Here is a 24857-nt window from a genome sequence, read left to right on the forward strand (position 1 = left end):
GTGACCGCCGACCTGGCACAGACGCGCCGCCGGCTCCAGGAGGTCGAGTCCGCGGACAACGACCCCATCGCCATCGTGTCGATGGCGTGCCGGTACCCGGGCGGAGTCGAGTCGCCCGAGCAGCTCTGGCAGCTCGTCGCCGACGGCGCCGACGCGGTCGCACCCTTCCCCGCCGACCGCGGCTGGGACCTCGACGCCATCCTCGGCGACGGCGACTCCGCGGGCTCCGGCACCAGCTACGTCGGCGAAGGCGGCTTCCTCTACGGCGCCGGCGAGTTCGACGCCCCGTTCTTCGGGATATCGCCGCGCGAGGCCCTCGCCATGGACCCGCAGCAGCGGCTGATGCTGGAGGTCTCCTGGGAGGCCGTCGAGCGCGCCGGCGTCGCCCCCGACAGCCTGCACGGCGGCCGGGTCGGCGTGTTCGTCGGCTCCGGCTTCCAGGACTACGGCGACCTCCTTTCCGCAGCACCCGAAGCCGCCGAGGCGTATCTCGGCACGGCCGCCGTGGCCGCGGTGATCTCCGGCCGCATCTCGTACGCCCTCGGTCTCGAAGGCCCCTCCCTCACCATCGACACCGCCTGCTCGTCCTCGCTGGTGGCCGTGCACCTCGCCGCCCAGGCCCTGCGCAAGCGCGAATGCAGCCTCGCCCTCGCGGGCGGCGTCATGGTGATGTCCACGCCCGGCCCCTTCATCGCCTTCAGCAAGCAGAAGGGACTCGCCGCCAACGGCCGCTGCAAGGCCTATTCCGACAGTGCGGACGGCACCGGCTGGGCCGAGGGGGCGGGCATGCTCGTCCTCGAACGCCTCTCCGACGCCCGCCGCAACGGCCACCCGGTGCTCGCCGTGGTACGCGGCTCCGCCGTCAACCAGGACGGTGCGAGCAACGGCCTCACCGCCCCCAACGGCCTCGCCCAGCAGCGCGTCATCCGCCAGGCCCTCGCCGCCGCGGGAGTCCCCGCCGCCCAGGTCGACGCCGTCGAGGGCCACGGCACCGGCACGACCCTCGGCGACCCGATCGAGGCGCAGGCCCTGCTCGCCACCTACGGCCAGGGCCGCCCCGAAGGCCGGCCGCTGTGGCTGGGCTCGCTGAAGTCGAACATCGGCCACGCCCAGGCCGCGGCCGGCGTCGGCGGGATCATCAAGATGGTCCAGGCGATGCGCCACGGCGTCCTGCCCAAGACCCTGCACGTCACCGAGCCGTCCAGCCACGTGGACTGGACGGCCGGAGACGTCCGGCTGCTCGACGAGTCCGTCGACTGGCCCGAGACCGAGCACCCGCGCCGGGCCGGCATCTCCGCGTTCGGCGTCAGCGGGACCAACGCCCACGTCATCGTGGAGGAGGCCCCGGCCGCCGAGGCGCCCGCCGAGGAACCGCAGGAGGGCGCACCCCCCGCCGCATGGGCCGACGGGCTCCCGCTGCCCTGGCTGGTCTCGGCGCGCAGCGCCGCGGCGCTCGCGGGCCAGGCCGACCGGATCGCGCCCGTCCTGGCAGGGGCGGAGCCCCTCGACCTCGCCCACTCCCTCGCCACCGGGCGTTCGGCGCTGGAACACCGGGCGGTGGTCCTGGCGGAAGACGCCGCCGGCGCCCTCGCGGCGTTCACCGCACTGGCCGAGGGCGAACCGCACCCGGCGCTGCAGACCGGTCTCGTGACCGAGGGACTCACCGCTTTCTTGTTCACGGGTCAGGGTGCGCAGCGGATCGGTATGGGCCGTGAGCTGTATGGGGCGTTCCCGGTGTTCGCTGCCGCGTTCGACGCGGTGGCGGGTGAGCTGGACGGGCATCTGTCGCGTTCGCTGCGGGACGTTGTGTGGGGTGTGGATGCGGATGCTCTGAATCAGACGGAGTTCTCGCAGCCCGCTCTGTTCGCCATCGAAGTCGCCCTGTACCGGCTGGTGGAGGCCTGGGGGGTCCGTCCGGACTTCCTCGCCGGTCACTCGGTGGGCGAGCTGGCCGCAGCTCACGTCTCGGGGGTGCTGTCCCTGGAGGACGCGGCCCGTCTGGTGGTGGCTCGTGGTCGTCTGATGCAGGCGCTGCCTGCGGGTGGTGCGATGGTCGCCATTCAGGCGACCGAGGAGGAAGTCCTCCCGCATCTGACCGAGCTGGTTTCGATCGCTGCGGTCAACGGACCGTCTTCGGTGGTCGTCTCCGGTGACGAGGCTGCCGCACTGGCCATTGGCGAGCACTTCGCCGCCGAGGGTCGCAAGACGAGCCGTCTCAAGGTCAGTCACGCGTTCCACTCGCCGTTGATGGAGCCGATGCTCGACGAGTTCCGTGCGATCGCCGAGGGCCTCACCTTCCACACACCCCGCATTCCGGTGGTCTCGAATGTGACCGGCACGCTGGCGGGTGAGGAGCTGTCGACTGCCGAGTACTGGGTGCGGCATGTGCGTGAGGCGGTGCGGTTCTCCGACGGTGTTCGGTTCATGGAGTCGGAGGGTGTTTCCCGGTTCTTCGAGCTGGGTCCGGACGGTGTGCTGTCGGCGATGGCGCAGCAGTCCCTTGAGGGTGACAACGTCTTGACCGTCCCGGCGGTGCGAAAGGACCGTCCGGAGGCTGCGGCGCTGCTGACCGCCCTCGGCCAGCTCCACGTCCGCGGCACCGCCGTGGACTGGACGGCGTTCTTCACCGGTACGGGTGCCCGCCGCGTCGACCTCCCCACCTACGCCTTCCAGCACGAGCGCTACTGGATCGTTCCCGAAAGCGGCATCGGCGACGTGGCTTCGGCCGGTCTCGACTCCGCCGACCACCCGCTGCTCGGCGCCGCCGTCGTCCTCGCCGACTCCGAGGGCGTCGTACTGACCGGGCGCCTGTCCGTCTCCACCCACCCCTGGCTCGCCGACCACGTGGTCGGCGGATCCGTCTTCTTCCCCGGCACCGGTTTCGTGGAGCTGGCCATCAGGGCCGGCGACCAGGTCGGCTGCGGAGAGGTCGACGAGCTGACCCTGGAGGCTCCGCTCGTCCTGCCCGAGCGCGGCGGCGTCCAGCTGCAGGTCGCCATCGGCGCACCCGCAGAGGGCTCGCAGGCGCGCCCGTTCAGCGTCCACTCCCGCCCCCAGCACGCCGAAGCGGACCTGCCGTGGACCCGGCACGCCACCGGTGTGCTCCGTCCCCAGACCGCCGGCACCTCCACCGGCACCACCCTCGATCCGTGGCCGCCGCTGAACGTCGAGGCCATCGACCTCGACGGTCACTACACGACCCTGTCGGAGGCCGGACTCTCCTACGGCCCCGTGTTCCAGGGCCTCAAGGCCGCCTGGCGGGCCGGTGACACCGTCTATGCCGAGGTCGCCCTGCCGTCCGGGGCGCACGCCGACGCCCAGCGGCTCGGTCTCCACCCGGCGGCGCTGGACGCCGCCCTTCACGCGATCGTCTTCACCGGTGCCTCCGCGGAGCAGGCCGCCATCCCGTTCGCGTGGAGCCAGGTCGTCCTGCACGCCTCGGGCGCCGCCGACCTCCGGGTCCGGCTCACCCGTACCGGTACGGACAGCATCACGCTCGCCGTCGCCGACGGCTCGGGCCGGCCCGTGGCTTCCGTCGAGTCCCTCACCGTACGGCCCATCTCCGCCGAGCAGATCGCCTCCGCGAGCTCCCCGCAGCAAGACTCCCTCTACCGGACGGACTGGACCGCCGTCCCCGCGACCGACGACGCGGACCCCGCGGCGAGCCGCACCCTCGTGCTGCGCAGCACGCCCGGCACCGACGCCGAGGCCCTGCACGGTGCCGTCAAGGACGCGCTCGACTTCCTGCAGAGCGGCCTCGCCGACGCGGACGAACGGCAGCTGGTCCTGGTCACACAGGGCGCCGTCGCCCTGGACGGCGAGGACGTCACCGATCTGGCCGGCGCGGCCGTCTGGGGTCTGGCCCGCTCCGCACAGTCCGAGAATCCGGGCCGCATCGTCCTCGTCGACACGGGCGCCGACGCCACGCAGGAAGGCCGTGACCAGGCCCTCGACATCGCGCTGGCCACCGGCGAACCCCAGATCGCCGTACGCGCCGGAGTGCCGTACGCCGCCCGACTCGCCCGGGTGTCCGCCCCCGCCGAGGAGCAGGCCCCCGCCTTCGGCCCCGACAGCACCGTGCTGCTCACCGGAGCCACCGGCAGCCTCGGATCCCTCCTGGCCCGCCACCTGGTCACCCGCCACGGCGTCCGGCGCCTCCTGCTCACCAGCCGCCGCGGCCCGGACGCCCCCGGGGCGACCGAACTGCGCGCCGAACTCGTCGGGCTGGGAGCCGAGGTCACTCTCGAAGCCTGTGACGCGGCCGACCGCGAAGCGCTGGCCCGCCTGCTCTCCCGCACCACGCCGACCGCCATCGTCCACCTCGCGGGCGTCCTCGACGACGGCATCCTGACCTCCCTCACCCACGAGCGCGTCGACTCCGTCCTCGCACCCAAGGCCGACGCCGCACTCAACCTGCACGAACTCACCGCGGGCATCGACCTGACGGCGTTCGTCCTCTTCTCCTCGGGCGCCGGCACCCTCGGCACCCCGGGACAGGGCAACTACGCCGCGGCGAACGCCTTCCTCGACGGGCTCGCCACCCACCGACGCGCCTCCGGCCTGCCCGCGCAAGCGCTGGCCTGGGGCCCGTGGGCCGGTGGCATGGCCGAGACCCTCGCCGACACCCATCACGCGCGGATGTCGCAAGGCGGCATCTTCCCGCTGGCACCGGCGGAAGGGCTCGACCTCTTCGACGCGGCCGTCGCGACCGACGCGCCCACGGTCGTCCCCGTCAAGTTCGACCTCCCGGCCATCCGCAACGCCGGCGACACCTTCCCCGCACTGCTGCGCGGTCTCGTCCCCGCCGCCCGACGGCGTACCGCCCGGGACACCGCCGCCGGATCCGGCTCCCTGCGCCGTCAGCTGGCCGGACTGCCGGAGGCCGAGTGGGAAACCACCCTGCTCGACCTCGTGCTCAACCGCGCGGCCCTCGTCCTCGGCTTCGGCTCGGGCCAGGCCATCGAGGCGGAACGCGCCTTCCGGGACCTCGGCTTCGACTCGCTCGCCGCCGTCGAACTCCGCAACGGCCTCAACAGCGATACGGGGCTGCGCCTCCCGGCCACCCTCGTCTTCGACTACCCGACCCCGACGGCGCTGGCCCGACACCTGCTGGAGGAGCTGTCCGGCCTCGGCGAGACCACGGCGACCCCGCTCACCCCCGGGCAGGCCCCCGTCGACGACGACCCGATCGCCATCGTCTCGATGGCCTGCCGCTACCCCGGCGGCGTCGAGTCGCCGGAGGCGCTGTGGCAGATGGTCGCGGGTGGCATCGACGGGATCTCCGAGTTCCCGACCGACCGCGGCTGGGACACCGACGCCCTCTTCGACCCGAGCGGCGAGCGCGAGAACACCAGCTACATCCGCGAGGGCGGATTCCTGCACGACGCCGCGCACTTCGACCCGGCGTTCTTCGGGATCAGCCCGAACGAGGCGCTCTACATGGATCCGCAGCAGCGTCTGCTGCTGGAGGCCTCGTGGGAGGTCTTCGAGCGGGCGGGCATCGACCCGGCGACGCTGCGGGGCAGCTCCACCGGCGTGTTCGCCGGCATGATGTACCACGACTACGCCGCGAACAGCGGCACGGGCGCCATCGCGTCCGGCCGCGTCTCGTACGTCTTCGGGCTGGAGGGCCCGGCCGTCACGGTCGACACGGCGTGCTCGTCCTCGCTGGTCGCCCTGCACTGGGCGATCCAGGCGCTGCGCACCGGTGAATGCTCGATGGCCCTCGCGGGCGGCGTGGCCGTCATGGCCACCCCCGAGGCCTTCGTCGAGTTCAGCCGCCAGCGCGGCCTCTCCCAGGACGCGCGGGCCAAGTCCTTCGCCGCCGGCGCGGACGGCACCGTGTGGGGTGAAGGTGTCGGCATGCTGCTCGTGGAGCGGTTGTCGGATGCGCGTCGTAACGGGCATCCGGTGCTGGCGGTGGTGCGCGGTTCGGCCGTCAACCAGGACGGTGCGAGCAATGGTCTGACGGCTCCGAACGGTCCTTCGCAGCGGCGGGTGATCCGGCAGGCGCTCGCCTCGGCCGGGCTCTCCACGGCGGACGTGGACCTGGTGGAGGCGCACGGCACCGGCACCACGCTCGGCGACCCGATCGAAGCCCAGGCCCTCCTGGAGACCTACGGCCAGGAGCGGCCGGAGGGACAGCCGTTGTGGCTGGGTTCGCTGAAGTCCAACATCGGCCACACGCAGGCCGCCGCCGGTGTGGCGGGGATCATCAAGGTCGTCGAGGCGATGCGTCACGGTGTCCTGCCCAAGACCCTGCACCTCGACGGTGACGAGCCCTCGCACCAGGTCGACTGGGAGGCGGGCGACATCGAGCTGCTCGCCGAGGCGCGCGAGTGGCCGGAGCTCGGGCGTCCCCGCCGAGCCGGGGTCTCCTCGTTCGGCATCAGTGGCACCAACGCACACGTCATCATCGAGCACGTACAGGACGACACGGCGGCACCCGCCGGATCCGACGCCACGACACCCGCCCTGTGGGTGCTTTCGGCGAAGTCGGCCGAGGCACTGCCCGCCCAGGCCGCCCAGCTGATCGCGCACGTCGAGGCGAACGACGGCCCGGACCTGTTCGACGTGGCACTGTCGCTGGCCACGACCCGCCCGGCGATGGAACACCGTGCGGCGATCGTCGGTGAGAGCCGTGAGGAGCTCCTGCATGGTCTGGCGGCGGTGGCCGAGGGCCGTGGTCAGGCTGTCGGGCGCAGCGCCAAGGGCCGTACCGCTTTCTTGTTCACGGGTCAGGGTGCGCAGCGCATCGGTATGGGCCGTGAGCTGTATGGGGCGTTCCCGGTGTTCGCCGCCGCGTTCGACGCGGTCGCGGGCGAGCTGGACGGGCACCTCTCGCGTCCGTTGCGGGACGTGGTCTGGGGTGTGGATGCGGATGCTCTGAACCAGACGGAGTTCTCGCAGCCCGCTCTGTTCGCCATCGAAGTCGCCCTGTTCCGTCTGGTGGAGGCGTGGGGGGTCCGTCCGGACTTCGTCGCCGGTCACTCGGTCGGCGAGCTCGCCGCAGCGCACGTCTCCGGGGTGCTGTCGCTGGAGGACGCTGCGCGTCTGGTGGTGGCTCGTGGTCGTCTGATGCAGGCGCTGCCTGCGGGTGGTGCGATGGTCGCCATTCAGGCGACCGAGGAGGAAGTCCTCCCGCATCTGACCGAGCTGGTTTCGATCGCTGCGGTCAACGGGCCGTCGTCCATCGTGGTTTCCGGTGACGAGGCTGCCGCGCTGGCCATTGGCGAGCACTTTGCCGCCGAGGGTCGCAAGACGAGCCGTCTCAAGGTCAGTCACGCGTTCCACTCGCCGTTGATGGAGCCGATGCTCGACGAGTTCCGTGCGATCGCCGAGGGCCTCACCTTCCACACACCCCGCATCCCGGTCGTCTCGAACGTGACCGGCACCCTCGCGGGTGAGGAACTGTCCACTGCCGACTACTGGGTCCGCCATGTGCGTGAAGCGGTGCGGTTCTCCGACGGGATCCGTTTCCTTGAGGCCGAAGGCGTTTCCCGGTTCTTCGAGCTGGGTCCGGACGGTGTGCTGTCTGCGATGGCTCAGCAGTCCCTTGAGGGTGAGAACGTCCTGACCGTTCCGGCGGTGCGAAAGGACCGTCCGGAGGCCCCGGCCCTGCTGACCGCCCTCGGCCAGCTCCACGTCCGCGGCACCGCCGTCGACTGGACGGCGTTCTTCGCGGGCACCGGTGCCCGCCGCGTCGACCTGCCCACTTACGCCTTCCAGCGCCAGCGGTACTGGGTGGACACCCTCCGCTACTGGGCCGACCCGTGGGCCGGCGCCGGCTCCGGCGGTGGGGCGGCCACCGGTGTGGATGCACTCGACCACCTTCTGCTCGGCGGAATCGTCGAATCGCCCGATGCCGACGGACCGGTGTTCACCGGACAGCTGTCGCTCGCCACGCACCCGTGGATCGGCGACCACCAGGCCTTCGGCAGCGTCCTGCTGCCCGGCACGGCCTTCGTCGAACTGGCTCTGCAAGCCGGAGAGCACGTCGGTCTCGACGGCCTCGCCGAACTGACCCTGCAGGCACCCCTCGTACTGCCCGAGCAGGGAGCCGTGGTGCTGCGGGTCGCCGTCGGCGTCACCCGTGCCGACGGCAGCCGTTCCGTGCGGATCCATTCGCGGGCCAAGTCCGGCGACGAAGCATGGCTGCTGCACGCCGACGGTCTGCTGGCGTCCGATGTGCCCGTTCCGGCGCACGACCTCGCCCAGTGGCCGCCCGCCGGCGCCGAGCAGCTGCCCGTCGACGGCGTCTACGAGCGGCTGCTCGCGCGCGGCCTGGGCTACGGGCCGACCTTCCAGGGCCTCAAGGCCGCCTGGCGGGCCGGTGACACCGTCTATGCCGAGGTCGAACTGCCCGAAGAGGCGTACGAGGACGCCGACCGTGTCGGCATCCACCCCGCCCTCCTCGATTCCGCCCTCCACGTCAGCCTGATCGGCGACGCCGCCGAGGACGACGCCGCGGGGGCCGACGCGGGCGGTGCTCTCGTGCCCTTCGCATGGAACGCGGTGGCGCTGCGCGCCACGGGTGCCACCTCGCTGCGGGTGCGCGTCTCGCCGACCGGCCCGGACAGCCGCGAGCTGACCGTCGCGGACAGCTCCGGCCACACCGTCCTCAGCGTCTCCTCACTGGTGGCCCGTGAGGTCTCGGCCGAGCAGCTCGCGTTTGCCGGCACCGACCGCGGACCCGTCTCGTACGAGGTGGAGTGGGCGCCCGTACCGGTCTCGGCCGCGACCCCGCCGGCCGGCACCGACTGGGCCGTGGTCGGCCCGGACGTACTGGACCTGGGAACCGGCGCCGCGCACCACGCGGACCTGACCGCCCTGCTGGCCTCGGTCGACGCCGGCGGGGACGTGCCGGCGCACGTGCTGCTCCCGGTCGTCACGGAGCCCGACGCGGAAGTCCCGGCCGCGGCGCACCGGGCCGCGCACCTGGTCCTGGAGGCCGTACAGACCTGGTCGGGCGACGAGCGGTTCGCCGCCTCGCGGCTCGTCGTCGTGACACGCGGTGCCGCCGGACCCGATGCCGGCCGCGCGGCGCAGACCCTGGCACCCGCCGCGGTGTGGGGCCTGGTGCGGGCCGCGCAGAGCGAGAACCCCGACCGCTTCGCGCTCGTGGACGTGGACGGCTCGGCCGAGTCGCTCCGGGTGCTGGCGGCCGCGGTCGCCGGCGGCGAGTCCGAGGTGGCGCTGCGAGCGGGCACGGTGCTGGTTCCCCGTCTGGTGAAGGCGGTGCACGAGACCTCCGACGTCGCCTTCGACGCCGAGGGCACGGTGCTGGTCACCGGCGGTACGGGTGGTCTGGGTGCGCTCGTCGCCCGCCACCTGGTCACCGAGTACGGGGTGCGGCACCTGCTGCTCACCAGCCGGCGGGGCCTCGACGCCCCCGGCGCCGCCGAACTGCGGGCGGAGCTGGCCGGACTGGGCGCGAGCGTCACCGTCTCGGCCTGCGATGTCTCCGACCGTGAGGCATTGGCGGCCGTCCTGGCGGCGGTGCCGGCGGAGCATCCGCTGACAGGTGTGGTCCATTCGGCCGGAGTCCTGGACGACGGTGTCGTCGGGGCTCTGACGCCGGAGCGGTTCGACACCGTGCTGGCGCCGAAGGCCGACGCGGCCTGGCACCTGCACGAACTCACCCGCGCCACGGACCTGGCCGCGTTCGTCGTCTTCTCCTCCGTCGCCGGCACGCTCGGCGCGGCGGGGCAGGCCAACTACGCGACGGCCAACGTCTTCCTGGACACCCTCGCCGCCCACCGGCGGTCCCTGGGACTGCCCGCGGTCTCCCTGGCCTGGGGCCTGTGGGAGTCGGGCATGGGCGGGCACCTCGACGAGGCGACCGTCCGGCGGCTGCGCCGCCAGGGCTTCCCGCCGCTCTCCGTCGACGAGGGCCTCGCGCTCTTCGACCGGGCACTCGGCTCCGAGGCTCCGCTGAACGTCCTGCTCCGGCTCGACCTGGCCGCTCTGCGCGCCCAGGCCGCGACCGGGAACTCGCTGCCGATGCTGCGCGGTCTCGTCCGTACGCCGACCCGGCAGACCGCCCGCAACGGCGCCGGGACCGGCGCGGGTTCGGGCCTCGGTGCACAGCTCGCCGGGATGCCGCAGGACACGCGGGAGCGCTTCCTCGTCGACCTGGTCCGTGCACAGGTGGCCGAGGTGCTCGGGCACCCGTCGGTGGACGCCGTCGAGGCCGGACGCGCCTTCAGCGAACTGGGCTTCGACTCCCTCGCCGCCGTCGAACTGCGCAACCGCCTCAACGAGGTGTCCGGCCTGCGTCTGTCGGCCACGCTCGTCTTCGACTACCCGACCTCCGAAGCGGTCGCCGGTCACCTGGCGGCCGAGCTGACCGGATCCGTCGAGGGCAGCGACATCGTCGCCGCCGCGACGGCGTCGGACGACGACCCGATCGCGATCGTGTCGATGGCCTGCCGCTACCCCGGCGGTGTCGAGTCGCCGGAGGACCTCTGGAAGCTGGTCGCCGACGGTGTCGACGGGATCTCCGAGTTCCCGTCGAACCGCGGCTGGGACCTCGACGAGATCTTCGACCCGAGCAAGGAGCGCCCGAACACCAGCTACGTCCGCGAGGGCGGATTCCTCCACACCGCGGACGAGTTCGACCCGGCGTTCTTCGGGATCAGCCCGAACGAGGCGCTCTACATGGATCCGCAGCAGCGGCTGCTGCTGGAGGCCTCGTGGGAGGTCTTCGAGCGGGCGGGCATCGACCCGGCGACGCTGCGGGGCAGCTCGACCGGCGTGTTCGCCGGCATGATGTACCACGACTACGCCGACAACACGAACACCGGATCGATCGCTTCGGGCCGCCTTTCGTACGTCTTCGGGCTGGAGGGTCCGGCGGTGACGGTCGACACGGCGTGCTCCTCGTCGTTGGTGGCCCTGCACTGGGCGATCCAGGCGCTGCGTGCGGGGGAGTGCTCGATGGCGCTCGCCGGCGGTGTGGCCGTCATGGCCACCCCGGACGTGTTCGTCGAGTTCAGCCGCCAGCGAGGTCTGTCGGCCGACGGCCGATGCCGCTCCTTCGCGGCCGGTGCGGACGGCACCGCCTGGGGCGAGGGCGTCGGCATGCTCCTTGTGGAGCGGTTGTCGGATGCGCGTCGTAACGGGCATCCGGTGCTGGCGGTGGTGCGCGGTTCTGCGGTGAACCAGGATGGTGCGAGCAATGGTCTGACGGCTCCGAACGGTCCTTCGCAGCGTCGGGTGATCAAGGCGGCGCTGGCGTCCGCGAGTCTGTCGACGGCGGACGTGGACCTGGTGGAGGCGCACGGTACGGGTACCACGCTGGGTGACCCGATCGAGGCGCAGGCGCTGCTGGCCACCTACGGCCAGGGCCGCGAGGAGGGCCGGCCGCTGTGGCTGGGTTCGCTGAAGTCGAACATCGGCCACACGCAGGCCGCGGCTGGTGTGGCGGGGATCATCAAGGTCGTCGAGGCGATGCGTCACGGTGTCCTGCCCAAGACGCTGCACCTCGACGGTGACGAGCCCTCGCACCAGGTGGACTGGGAGGCGGGCGACATCGAGCTGCTCGCCGAGGCGCGCGAGTGGCCGGAGCTCGGGCGTCCCCGCCGAGCCGGCGTTTCGGCATTCGGTATCAGCGGTACCAATGCGCACGTCATCATCGAGCAGGTCACCGAGGACGGCCCGCAGGCGGACGCGGCGAAGACCGGTGGCCTCGTGCCGTGGCTGGTGTCCGCGGCTTCCGCCGAGGGTCTGGCGGCTCAGGCGGAGCGGCTGCTGGCGCATGTGGATGCCGACGACGCCCTGGATGCGCTGGATGTGGCGTACTCCCTGGCGACCGGGCGTACGGTCCATGATCACCGTGCGGTGGTGGTCGGTGAGGATCGTGAGGAGCTGGTGCGGGGTCTGGCGGCTGTGGCTGCCGGCCGTGGTGCGGTTTCGGCTCGTCGTTCGACGTCTCGTACGGCGTTCTTGTTCACGGGGCAGGGTGCGCAGCGCATCGGTATGGGCCGTGAGCTGCACGCCGCGTTCCCGGTGTTCGCTGCCGCGTTCGATGCGGTGGCGGGTGAGCTGGACGGGCATCTGTCGCGTTCGCTGCGGGACGTTGTGTGGGGTGTGGATGCGGATGCTCTGAACCAGACGGAGTTCTCGCAGCCCGCTCTGTTCGCTGTTGAGGTCGCCCTGTATCGCCTGGTGGAGGCGTGGGGGGTCCGTGCGGACTTCCTGGCCGGTCACTCGGTCGGCGAGCTGGCCGCAGCTCACGTCTCCGGGGTGCTGTCGCTGGAGGACGCGGCCCGTCTGGTGGTGGCTCGTGGTCGTCTGATGCAGGCGCTGCCTGCGGGTGGTGCGATGGTCGCCATTCAGGCGACCGAGGAGGAAGTCCTTCCCCTGCTGACTGATGGCGTGTCCATCGCTGCGGTCAACGGGCCGTCGTCCATCGTGGTTTCCGGTGACGAGGCTGCCGCGCTGGCGATCGGTGCGCACTTCGCCGCCGAGGGTCGCAAGACGAGCCGTCTCAAGGTCAGCCACGCGTTCCACTCGCCGCTCATGGAGCCGATGCTCGACGAGTTCCGTGCGATCGCCGAGGGCCTCACCTTCCACACACCCCGCATTCCGGTGGTCTCCAACGTGACCGGCACGCTGGCGGGTGAGGAGCTGTCGACTCCCGAGTACTGGGTCCGGCACGTGCGTGAGGCGGTGCGGTTCTCCGACGGGATCCGTTTCCTTGAGGCCGAAGGCGTTTCCCGGTTCTTCGAGCTGGGCCCGGACGGTGTGCTGTCTGCGATGGCTCAGCAGTCCCTTGAGGGTGACAACGTCCTGACCGTCCCGGCGGTCCGCAAGGACCGTCCGGAGGCTGCGGCGCTGCTGACCGCCCTCGGCCAGCTCCACGTCCGCGGCACCGCCGTCGACTGGACGGCGTTCTTCGCGGGCACCGGTGCCCGCCGCGTCGACCTCCCCACCTACGCCTTCCAGCGCCGGAGTTACTGGACCGAAGCGCAGCGCGCGGGAACCGACCTCGGTGCCGCAGGCCTGGACGCCGTCGAGCACCCGCTGCTCAACGCCGTGCTGGAATCGCCCGCCGACGACTCGGTCGTCCTCACCGGCAGGCTGTCCGTCGCCACCCACCCGTGGCTCGCCGACCACGCCGTCGCGGGGACCGTGCTCTTCCCCGGCACCGGCTTCGTCGAGCTGGCCGTCAGGGCCGGTGACCAGGTCGGCTGTGCCCTGATCGACGAGCTGACCATCGAGGCGCCGCTCGTCATGCCCGAGGGCGGCGGCGTCCAGCTTCAGGTCACCGTCGGCATCCCCGACGAGGCCGGTGCCCGGCCGCTGGCCGTCTACTCACGGCCCCAGCGCGCGGAGGCCGACGTCCCGTGGACCCGGCACGCCACCGGTCTGCTGTCCCCGGCCGCGGCCGAAGCGGGCTTCGATCTCGGAGCGTGGCCGCCGGCCGGTGCCGAGCCCGTCGCGGTGGACGACCTGTACGAGTCCCTGGCCGCCGGCGGTCTGGAGTACGGCCCGGCCTTCCAGGGCCTGCGCGCCGCCTGGACCTTGGGCGACGAGGTGTTCGCCGAGGTCGCGCTCGACGAGGCACACCTGGCCGAGGCGGCACGGTTCGCCATGCACCCCGCCGTGCTGGACGCGTGCCTGCACGCCGTCGGCCTGCGTACCGGTTCCGAAGGCGACCGCTCCGCCGCCCGTCTTCCGTTCGCCTGGACCGGGGTCGCCCTCCACGCGGCGGGCGCCGGTCTGGTTCGCGTACGGGTCACCCCTGCCGGAACCGACGGTGTGAAGCTCGCCGTGGCCGACGCGGCCGGCCGGCCCGTCGCGTCCGTGGACACCCTCGTGCTGCGCGAGGTCTCCGCGGAGCAGCTCTCCGCCGCCGGCGGGTCCGCCCACCACGACGGCCTGTTCCAGCTGGGCTGGACGCAGCTGCCGACCCCGGCACAGGCTGCGGTTTCCGCCGTCTCGTGGGCGGATTGGGATGAGCTCGGCGCCGCGGACCCCGTGCCCGCGGTGGTCGTACTGCGCTCCGCACCCGGCACCGACACCGACTCCGTGCACGCCGCGGTACAGCGGACGCTGTCCGTTCTGCAGAGCTGGCTGGCGGACGCCCGGTACGACGACGCGAAGCTGCTCGTGGTCACCGAAGGCGCGGTGGAGGTGGACGGTTCCGCCCTCACCGACCTCGCCGGCGCCGCTGTCTGGGGTCTGGTCCGCGCAGCGCAGTCGGAGAACCCGGAGCGCTTCCTGCTGGCCGATCTGTCCGACTCCGCAGCCGTCCCGGCCGTGGTCGCCCTCGGTGAACCGCAGGTCGCAGTGCGGGGCGACGTGTTCCACGCGGCACGCTTGCAGCGCGTACCCGTCGCCGCCGAGCCGGTGCCCGCGAGCACCTTCGGTGCCCGGGGCACGGTCCTCCTCACCGGCGCCACCGGCACGCTGGGCCGACTCGTCACCCGTCACCTGGTCACGGAGCACGGCGTGCGGCGTCTGCTGCTGACCAGCCGGCGCGGCATCGAGGCGCCCGGGGCGGCCGAACTGGTCGAGGAACTGACCGCGCAGGGCGCCCACATCGAGGTCGCCGCCTGCGATGCGGCCGACCGTGACGCCCTGGCCAAGGTCCTCGCGTCGGTGCCGGCCGGACACCCGCTCACCGGAGTGGTCCACCTGGCGGGCATGCTCGACGACGGTGTGATCACCGCTCTCACTCCGGAGCGGGTGGACGGAGTGCTGCGGCCCAAGGTCGACGCCGCCCTCAACCTGCACGAACTGACGCAGGAGATCGGAGCGGAACTCACCGCCTTCGTGCTGTTCTCCTCGGCGGCGGGCACTTTCGGTACCCCCGGCCAGGGCAACTACGCGGCGGCCAACGCCTTCCTGGACGCACTCGCCGCCCGGCGCAGGGCGCAGGGCCTGGCCGGCCAGTCGCTCGCGTGGGGTCTGTGGGCCGACGACGGCGGCATGGCCGGTGAGCTGGACGACTCGGCGCTGCAGCGGATGAACCGCACCGGCGTCGAGGCGCTCTCCGCGGAGCGGGGCATGTCCCTGTTCGACACGGCGAGCGGCCTGGACGCGCCCGTCCTCGTCCCCGTACAGCTGGACCTGTCGGCGGCGGACGGCGCGGACGTGCCCGCCCTGCTGCGGGGTCTCGTACGCCGTCCCGCGCGCCGTGCGGCCGGCAGCGGAAACGCCGCCGGGCTCAGCTCGGCGCTGCGCCGGCGGCTTGAGGCCGCCGGAGAGGCGGAGCGCCGCTCGATCCTGCTGGACCTCGTCCGCACGCACGCGGCGGAGGTACTGGGCCACGGGGACGCCGACGGCATCGAGCCGGACCGCGCCTTCAAGGAACTGGGCTTCGACTCGCTGAGTGCGGTCGAGTTCCGCAACCTCGTCAACGCGGCCACCGGACTGCGGCTGCCGCCGACCCTCGTGTTCGACTACCCGAACGCCGCCGTGCTGGTGGAACACCTGGAATCCGAGTTCGCACCGGCCTCGGAAACCGACCTCGACGAAGAGCAGGAGATCCGCCAGGTACTGCAGAACATCCCGTTCAGCCGCCTCAGGGACGCGGGGCTCATCGATGCCCTGCTGGAACTAGGGGGAATCCTCGACCGGCGCTCTGGGAGCGCCGACAACGATGACCCCGACGGGCAGCCGTCCATCGACGACTTGGACACCGATGCGCTCATCCTCATGGCGCTCGACGGTCAGGGCTTCGACGATACGACAGAGGAAACGGGAGAACTTTAAATGGCCAGCTCTGACCAGAAGCTTGTCGAGGCTCTTCGGTCGTCGCTGAAGGAGACCGAGCGGCTGCGCGCGCAGAACCGGAAACTCACTGCGGCTGCCCGTGAACCGATCGCGATCGTGGCGATGGCGTGCCGCTACCCGGGCGGTGTCGAGTCGCCGGAGGACCTCTGGAAGCTGGTCGCCGACGGTGTGGACGGGATCTCCGAGTTCCCGTCCGACCGGGGCTGGGACACCGAACGGATCTACGACCCGAGCGGCGAGCGCGAGAACACCAGCTACATCCGTGAAGGCGGATTCCTTCACTCGGTGGCGGAGTTCGACCCGGCGTTCTTCGGGATCAGCCCGAACGAGGCGCTGATGATGGACCCGCAGCAGCGTCTGCTGCTGGAGACCTCGTGGGAAGCCCTGGAGCGGGCGGGGATAGACCCCGTCTCGTTGCGGGGCAGCTCGACCGGCGTGTTCGCCGGCATGATGTACCACGACTACCCGGCCAACGCGAGCACCGGATCGATCGCCTCCGGCCGCATCTCCTACGCCCTCGGGCTGGAGGGCCCCTCCGTCACCGTCGACACGGCCTGCTCGTCCTCGCTGGTCGCTCTGCACTCCGCCATCCAGTCCCTCAGGTCGGGGGAGTGCTCGCTGGCACTGGTCGGTGGTGTGGCCGTCATGGCCACCCCCGAGACCTTCATCGAGTTCAGCCGCCAGCGCGGCCTCTCCCACGCCGCCCGCTGCAAGTCCTTCGCTGCGGGTGCGGACGGCACGGTGTGGGGCGAGGGCGCGGGCATGCTGCTCGTGGAGCGGTTGTCGGATGCGCGTCGTAATGGGCATCCGGTGCTGGCGGTGGTGCGTGGTTCCGCGGTGAACCAGGATGGTGCGAGCAATGGTCTGACGGCTCCGAACGGTCCTTCGCAGCGTCGGGTGATCAAGGCGGCGCTGGCGTCCGCGAGTCTGTCGACGGCGGACGTGGACCTGGTGGAGGCGCACGGTACGGGTACCACGCTGGGTGACCCGATCGAGGCGCAGGCGCTGTTGGCCACCTACGGCCAGGAGCGGCCGGAGGGGCAGCCGTTGTGGCTGGGTTCGCTGAAGTCGAACATCGGCCACACGCAGGCCGCCGCCGGTGTCGCGGGGATCATCAAGGTCGTCGAGGCGATGCGTCACGGTGTCCTGCCCAAGACCCTGCACCTCGACGGTGACGAGCCCTCGCACCAGGTGGACTGGGAGGCGGGCGACATCGAGCTGCTCGCCGAGGCGCGGGAATGGCCGGAGCTCGGGCGTCCCCGCCGAGCCGGGGTCTCCTCGTTCGGCATCAGCGGTACCAATGCACACGTCATCATCGAGCAGGCTCCGGATGAGGAGGCGGCCACCGACGCGGTCGAGGACGGCCCCGCGCCGTCCGCCGTGACGTGGCTGCTGTCATCGGCGACGGCCGAGGGCCTGGAGGCCCAGGCGGAGCGGCTGCTCGCGCACGTCGAGGAACGAGAGGTACTGAAGCCGCTCGACGTCTCCTACTCGCTGACGACCGGGCGCACCCTGCACGAGCACCGTGCGGTCGTCGTCGGCCAGGACCGTGAGGAGCTCCTGCACGGTCTGGCGGCGGTGGCCGAGGGCCGTGGTCAGGCTGTCGGGCGCAGCGCCAAGGGCCGTACGGCGTTCTTGTTCACGGGTCAGGGTGCGCAGCGCATCGGTATGGGCCGTGAGCTGTATGGGGCGTTCCCGGTGTTCGCTGCCGCCTTCGACGCGGTGGCGGGTGAGCTGGACGGGCATCTGTCGCGTTCGCTGCGGGACGTTGTGTGGGGTGTGGATGCGGATGCTCTGAATCAGACGGAGTTCTCGCAGCCTGCTCTGTTCGCCGTTGAGGTCGCCCTGTATCGCCTGGTGGAGTCCTGGGGAGTTCGTCCGGACTTCCTGGCCGGTCACTCGGTGGGCGAGATCGCCGCTGCGCATGTGTCCGGGGTGCTGTCGCTGGGGGACGCTGCGCGTCTGGTGGTGGCTCGTGGTCGTCTGATGCAGGCGCTGCCTGCGGGTGGTGCGATGGTCGCCATTCAGGCGACGGAGGAGGAAGTCCTCCCGCATCTGACCGAGCTGGTTTCGATCGCTGCGGTCAACGGGCCGTCTTCGGTGGTGGTTTCCGGTGAGGAGGCTGCTGCGCTGGCGATCGGTGCGCACTTCGAGGCGGAGGGTCGCAAGACGAGCCGTCTGAAGGTGTCGCACGCGTTCCACTCGCCGTTGATGGAGCCGATGCTCGACGAGTTCCGTGTGATCGCCGAGGGTCTGACCTACGGTCAGCCGGCCATCCCGGTGGTCTCGAACGTGACCGGCACCCTCGCGGGTGCGGAACTGTCGACTGCCGACTACTGGGTCCGCCATGTGCGTGAGGCGGTGCGTTTCTCCGACGGGGTCCGTTTCCTTGAGGCCGAAGGGGTCTCGCGGTTCTTCGAGCTGGGCCCGGACGGTGTGCTGTCGGCGATGGCGCAGCAGTCCCTTGAGGGTGAGAACGTCCTGACCGTTCCGGCGGTGCGCAAGGACCGTCCGGAGGCTGCGGCGCTGCTGACCGCCCTCGGCCAGCTCCACGTCCGCGGCACCGCCGTCGACTGGACGGCGTTCTTCACCGGTACGGGTGCCCGCCGCGTCGACCTGCCCACCTACGCCTTCCAGCGCCAGCGGTACTGGCTGCACACCCTGGAGTACCTCGCCGAGTCCTGGCTCGGCACCGAACTCGGCGGCAACCCGGCTTCCATGGGCCTCACTGCCGTGGAGCACCCCGTGCTCGGCGGTGTCGTCACCCTCCCCGAGACCGACGGGCTGGTCTTCACCGCCCGCCTCGGCCTCGACACCCACGCCTGGATCGCGGACCACCACGTACTCGGCTCCGTCCTCCTGCCCGGCACCGGATTCGTCGAGCTGGCGCTGCGCGCCGGCGACCACGTCGGCTGCGACGTCCTGGAGGAGCTCACCCTTCAGGCACCGCTGATCCTGACCCCCGAGACCGGCGTCGTCCTTCGCGTGACCGTCGGCGGTCCGGACCCGGCCGGCCGCCGCCCGCTGAGCGTCCACTCCCGGGAGGAGTCCGAGGACGCCCCGTGGACGCTGCACGCCGAGGGCCTGATCGGCAGTGGCGCGCAGGCCTCCCCGTTCGACTTCACCCAGTGGCCGCCCGCCGGCGCCACCGCGGTCGACGTCGAGGACGCGTACACCCGGCTGCGTGAGCGCGGCTACGGCTACGGCCCGGTCTTCCAGGGCCTCCAAGCGGCCTGGCAGCGCGGCGAGGAGCTGTTCGCCGAAGTCCGGCTGCCCGAAGCCGCCCACGAGGACGCGGCCCGCTTCGGCCTGCACCCCGCCCTCCTCGACTCCGCGATGCACGCCGCCCTGCTGGAGGAGGAGTCGAGCGGGGACGAAACCCTGCTGCCCTTCTCCTGGAACGGTGTCTCCCTGCACGCCGTCGGCGCGACGTCCCTGCGGATGCGCATGGCCTCGGCCGGTTCCGACGCCGTCACCCTCGCCGCGGCCGACGCGGCCGGCCGGCCCGTGGTCCACGTCGAGGCACTGGTCTCCCGGCCGGTCTCCTCCGAGCAGCTCGAACTCGCCCGCTCGGCCGCCCGCCAGCAGCACATGTTCCGCATCGACTGGACCCTGCTGCCCGCCACCGGCGGTCCCGCCACCGAGGTGGTCGTCCACGACAGCCTCTCCGCCGTCGCCGCGGCCCTCGACTCCGGCGAGACCCTCCCGGAGACCGTCGTCTGGCAGCCGGTGGCACCGTCCGGCGACGTTCTCGCGAACCTCCGGTCCGTCGCCTACGAGACCCTCGCCGCCGTGCAGGCCTGGCTCGCCGACGAGCGCTACGCCTCCCACCGCCTCGCCGTCCTCACCCGGGGCGCCGTCGCGGTGGCCGACACCGAGGGCATCGACACCGTCCTCGCCCCCGTCTGGGGACTGCTGCGTGCCGCGCAGGCCGAGAACCCCGGACGGTTCGTCCTCGTCGACACCGACGGCACCGAGGAGTCCGCCCGCGTCCTCGCGGCCGCCCTCGATCGCGGCGAGCCCGAGATCGCGCTGCGCGGCGGCGAAGTACGGGCACCCCGCCTCGCCCGGGCCGCCGTCGCGGCACCGCAGGAGGGCGCCGCGCTCGCCCCCGGGGGTACGGTGCTGGTGACCGGTGGTACGGGTGGTCTGGGTGCGCTCGTCGCCCGCCACCTGGTCGCCGAGCACGGCGTACGTCACCTGCTGCTCACCAGCCGGCGCGGCCTCGACGCCCCCGGCGCCGCCGAACTGCGCGACGAACTCGCCGCACTGGGCGCCCGGGCCACCATCGCGGCCTGCGACGTCTCCGACCGCGACAGCCTCGCCGCCCTCCTCGCCGGCATCGACCCCGAACACCCGCTCACCGCGGTCGTACACGCCGCCGGTGTCGCCTACAACGGTGTCGTCACCGGTCTGACCGAGGACGAGTTCGAGGCCGTGCTCGCGCCGAAGGCCGACGCCGCCTGGCACCTGCACGAGCTCACCCGCGACCTCGACCTCTCCGCATTCGTGCTGTTCTCCTCCGCGGGCGGCACCATCTTCGCCGCGGGACAGGCCGCGTACGCCACCGCCAACGTCTTCCTGGACGCCCTGGCCGTCCACCGCCGGGCCGCGGGCCTTCCCGCCACCTCGCTCGAATACGGGCTCTGGGGCGTGGACGCCGGCCTCGGCGCGTACCTCGGCGAAGCCGACCTCGTCCGCCTCAAGCGGCAGGGGTTCCCGCCGCTCACCGCGGAGGAGGGCCTGTCCGCCGTGGACGCGGCCCTGTTCGAGGCTCCGGCCTCGCCGGCCGTCCTCGTGGCGCTGCGCATCGACACCACCGCCCTGCGGGCCCGTGCCGGTGACCTCCACTCCCTGCTGCGCGGCCTCGTACGGACCCCCGTACGCCAAGTGGCGAGCGGCCAGGGCGAAGGCGGTGCCCCGGCCCTGGCCGGACGGCTCGCCGGCCGCAGCGCCGAAGACCGGTCCCGCATCCTGCTGGAGCTGGTCCGCGGGCACGTCGCCAACCTGCTCGGCTACCCGTCCGGTGACGCCATCGAAGCGGACCGCGCGTTCCAGGAACTGGGCTTCGACTCCCTCGCCGCCGTCGAACTGCGCAACGTGCTCAACGCGGAGACCGGCCTGCGCCTGCCCGCCACCCTTCTGTTCGACTACCCGAACTCCCAGGCCGTCGCCCAGCACATCGACGAGGCCTTCGAGGGCACCGAGGAGTCGTCCGCAGCGGCTCTCGCGCCCGTCGGCGTACGCAACGACGACGAGCCCATCGCGATCGTGTCGATGGCCTGCCGCTACCCGGGCGGCGTCGCTTCCCCCGAGGACCTGTGGAAGCTCGTCGCGAACGGCGTCGACGCCATCGCGGACTTCCCGACCGACCGCGGCTGGGACCCGGACGTGTACGACCCCGAGCCCGGAAAGCCGGGCAAGTCGTACGTGAACCAGGGCGGCTTCCTGCACGACGCGGCCGATTTCGACGCCGGCTTCTTCGGCATCTCGCCCAGCGAGGCCCTCGCCATGGACCCGCAGCAGCGGCTGCTGCTGGAAGCGTCCTGGGAGGCCCTGGAGCGGGCCGGAATCGACCCCGACGCGCTACGCGGCAGCTCCACCGGCGTGTTCGCCGGACTGATGTACCACGACTACGGGATGGGGCACGGCGGCGGCAGCACCAGCGGCGGCAGCCTCGTCTCCGGCCGCATCGCCTACACGCTGGGGCTGGAGGGCCCGGCGGTGACGGTCGACACGGCGTGCTCCTCGTCGCTGGTCGCCCTGCACTGGGCGATCCAGGCGCTGCGCGCGGGGGAGTGCTCGATGGCGCTCGCCGGCGGTGTGGCCGTCATGGCCACCCCGGAAATGCTCGTCGAGTTCAGCCGCCAGCTCGGTCTGGCCCCGAACGGCCGCTCCAAGTCCTTCGCGGACGCGGCGGACGGCACCGGCTGGAGCGAGGGCGTCGGCATCCTCCTCGTGGAGCGGTTGTCGGACGCGCGCCGCAACGGGCATCCGGTGCTGGCGGTGGTGCGTGGTTCGGCCGTCAACCAGGACGGCGCGAGCAACGGCTTCTTCGCCCCCAACGGTCCTTCGCAGCGGAGGGTGATCCGGCAGGCGCTTGCCTCGGCCGGGCTGTCGACGGCGGACGTGGACCTGGTGGAAGCGCACGGCACCGGTACCACGCTGGGTGACCCGATCGAGGCGCAGGCGCTGCTGGCCACCTACGGCCAGGGCCGCGAGGAGGGCCGGCCGCTGTGGCTGGGTTCGCTGAAGTCGAACATCGGCCACGCCCAGGCCGCTGCGGGTGTGGCGGGCATCATCAAGGTCGTCGAGGCGATGCGTCACGGTGTCCTGCCCAAGACCCTGCACGTGGACGCGCCGTCAGAGCAGGTGGACTGGGAGTCGGGTGACGTAGAGCTGCTCGCCGAGGCGCGGGAGTGGCCGGAGCTGGGGCGTCCGCGCCGCGCCGGTGTCTCCTCCTTCGGCATCAGCGGCACCAACGTCCACGTGATCGTCGAGCACGTCGCCGAGGACGAGCGGGTTCCGGTCGAGACCGCTGCCACGGGCGTGACGCCCTGGATCCTGTCCGCCAAGACCGCCGAGGGTCTGGCGGCCCAGGCGGAGCGGCTGCTGGCGCACGTGGAGGCCGACGACGCCCTGGATGCGCTGGATGTGGCGTACTCGCTCGCGTCCGGCCGGTCGTTGTTGGACCACCGTGCGGTGGTGGTCGGTGAGGATCGTGAGGAGCTGGTGCGGGGTCTGGCGGCTGTGGCTGCCGGCCGCGGTGCGGTTTCGGCCCGTCGTTCGGCGTCTCGTACCGCCTTCTTGTTCACGGGTCAGGGTGCGCAGCGCATCGGTATGGGCCGTGAGCTGTATGGGGCGTTCCCGGTGTTCGCTGCCGCCTTCGATGCGGTGGCGGGTGAGCTGGACGGGCACCTCTCGCGTCCGTTGCGGGACGTGGTCTGGGGTGTGGACGCGGATGCTCTGAACCAGACGGAGTTCTCCCAGCCCGCTCTGTTCGCTGTTGAGGTGGCTCTGTTCCGTCTGGTGGAGGCCTGGGGAGTCCGTCCGGACTTCCTCGCCGGTCACTCGGTGGGCGAGCTGGCCGCAGCTCACGTCTCGGGGGTGCTGTCGCTGGGGGACGCTGCGCGTCTGGTGGTGGCTCGTGGTCGTCTGATGCAGGCGCTGCCGTCAGGTGGTGCGATGGTCGCCATTCAGGCGACGGAGGAGGAAGTCCTCCCGCACCTGGTTGACGGCGTCTCGATCGCTGCGGTCAACGGACCGTCTTCGGTGGTCGTCTCCGGTGACGAGGCTGCCGCACTGGCGATCGGTGCGCACTTCGAGGCGCAGGGTCGCAAGACGAGCCGTCTGAAGGTGTCGCACGCTTTCCACTCGCCGCTCATGGAGCCGATGCTCGACGAGTTCCGGACCGTTGCTGAGGAGCTGCGCTACGGCACTGCTCGGATCCCGGTCGTCTCGAATGTGACCGGCACCCTCGCGGGTGAGGAGCTGTCCACTCCCGAGTACTGGGTGCGGCATGTGCGTGAGGCGGTGCGGTTCTCCGACGGGGTCCGTTTCCTTGAGGCCGAAGGGGTCTCGCGGTTCTTCGAGCTGGGCCCGGACGGTGTGCTGTCTGCGATGGCTCAGCAGTCCCTGGAAGGCGAGAACGTCCTGACCGTTCCGGCGGTGCGAAAGGACCGTCCGGAGGCTGCGGCGCTGCTGACCGCCCTCGGGCAGCTCCACGTCCGCGGCACCGCCGTCGACTGGACGGCGTTCTTCGCGGGCACCGGTGCCCGCCGCGTCGACCTGCCCACTTACGCCTTCCAGCGGACCCGCTACTGGCAGGACTCCCTCCCCGGCGGAACCGCCGACCTGGGCGCGGCCGGCCTTGAGCCGGTGGACCACCCGATCCTCAGCGCCGCCCTCGCCTCGCCCGAGAACGACTCCGTCGTCCTCACCGGTCGCCTCGCGGCCGGTACGCAGCGCTGGCTGGCCGACCACGAGGTGCTGGGCAGCCTGCTGCTGCCGGGCACGGCGTTCGTCGAACTCGCCGTGCGCGCCGGTGACCAGGTCGGTTGCGGACGGGTCGAGGAGCTCACGCTGCACGCCCCGCTCGTCCTCCCCGAGCGCGGCGGCGTCGCCCTGCAGGTCGCCGTCGGCGCCCCGGAGGCCTCCGGCGCGCGGAGCCTGAGCATCCACTCCCGCTCCGAGGAGGCGCAGGACGCCGAACTGCCGTGGACCCTGCACGCTACCGGTGTGCTCACGGCGCCGACGGACGCCCCCTCCTTCGACCTCGCCGCCTGGCCGCCCGCGGCCGCGACGCCGATCGACGTCGAGGGCGCGTACGCATGGCTGCGCGAGTCCGGTTACCACTACGGCCCCGTCTTCCAGGGCCTCAAGGCCGCTTGGCGCAACGGCGACGAGCTGTTCGCCGACGTGGAGCTGCCCGAGGCGGCCCACGGCGACGCGGCGAAGTTCGGCCTGCACCCCGCCCTGCTGGACGCCGCCCTGCACGTGAACCTCGTCGCCGCGGACAGCGAGGACGACCGCACCCTGGTCCCGTTCGCATGGAACGGCGTCGAGCTGCACTCGGTGGGCGGAACCGCCCTGCGCGTCCGCGTATCACCTCAGGAGACGGACGGCCCCGGCACCGGCACGGCGCTCTTTGTCGCGGACCGGACCGGCCGGCCCGTCCTCACGGTGTCCTCGCTGGTGGCCCGCGAGGTCTCCGCCCAGCAGCTCGCCGCCGCGGGCAGCGAACGCAACCAGGGCTCGTACGAGGTCCGGTGGGCTCGCGTTCCCGTCACCGTGGCGGACGGCTCACAGGACTCGGGCTGGAGCGTGATCGGCCCCGACGGCGACCTCGTCGACGGCTTCGCGGGCACCCGGTACGCGGACCTGGCGGCCCTCGCGGACCAGGTCGACGCGGGAACCCCCGCCCCGGAGCGGGTGGTCTATCCGATCTCCGTGCGCGCCGACGGCGACGCGGTCGCCGGCATGCGCGACGGCGTCCACCGTGCGCTGGACGTCGTACAGAACTGGCTTGAGGACGAGCGCTTCGCCGACTCCCAGCTGGTGGTGGTGACCCGCAACGCGGCGCTCACCGGAACCGCGGGAGAGCCCGGCGAGAT

Annotated in this window: 2 protein-coding genes (1 of these 2 cut by a window edge); both read left to right on the forward strand. The window is 72.1% G+C overall.

All coding sequences use genetic code 11. The features are described 5' to 3' along the window. On the forward strand, positions 1-15723 hold the full coding sequence (locus tag ACFYXV_RS19405; protein ID WP_389383667.1) for an SDR family NAD(P)-dependent oxidoreductase: 15723 nt from the start codon (positions 1-3) through the stop codon (positions 15721-15723). Further along, a protein-coding gene (locus ACFYXV_RS19410) for an SDR family NAD(P)-dependent oxidoreductase (RefSeq protein WP_389383567.1) crosses the window boundary here: on the forward strand, positions 15724-24857 show its 5' portion. It continues 7369 nt past the right edge of the window; the window shows 9134 of its 16503 coding nt (coding positions 1-9134); the start codon lies at positions 15724-15726; its stop codon lies off the right edge, out of view.

Origin of the sequence: Streptomyces sp. NPDC002181 (genome assembly GCF_042890485.1) — a bacterium.
In the GTDB taxonomy this organism is placed as follows: domain Bacteria; phylum Actinomycetota; class Actinomycetes; order Streptomycetales; family Streptomycetaceae; genus Streptomyces.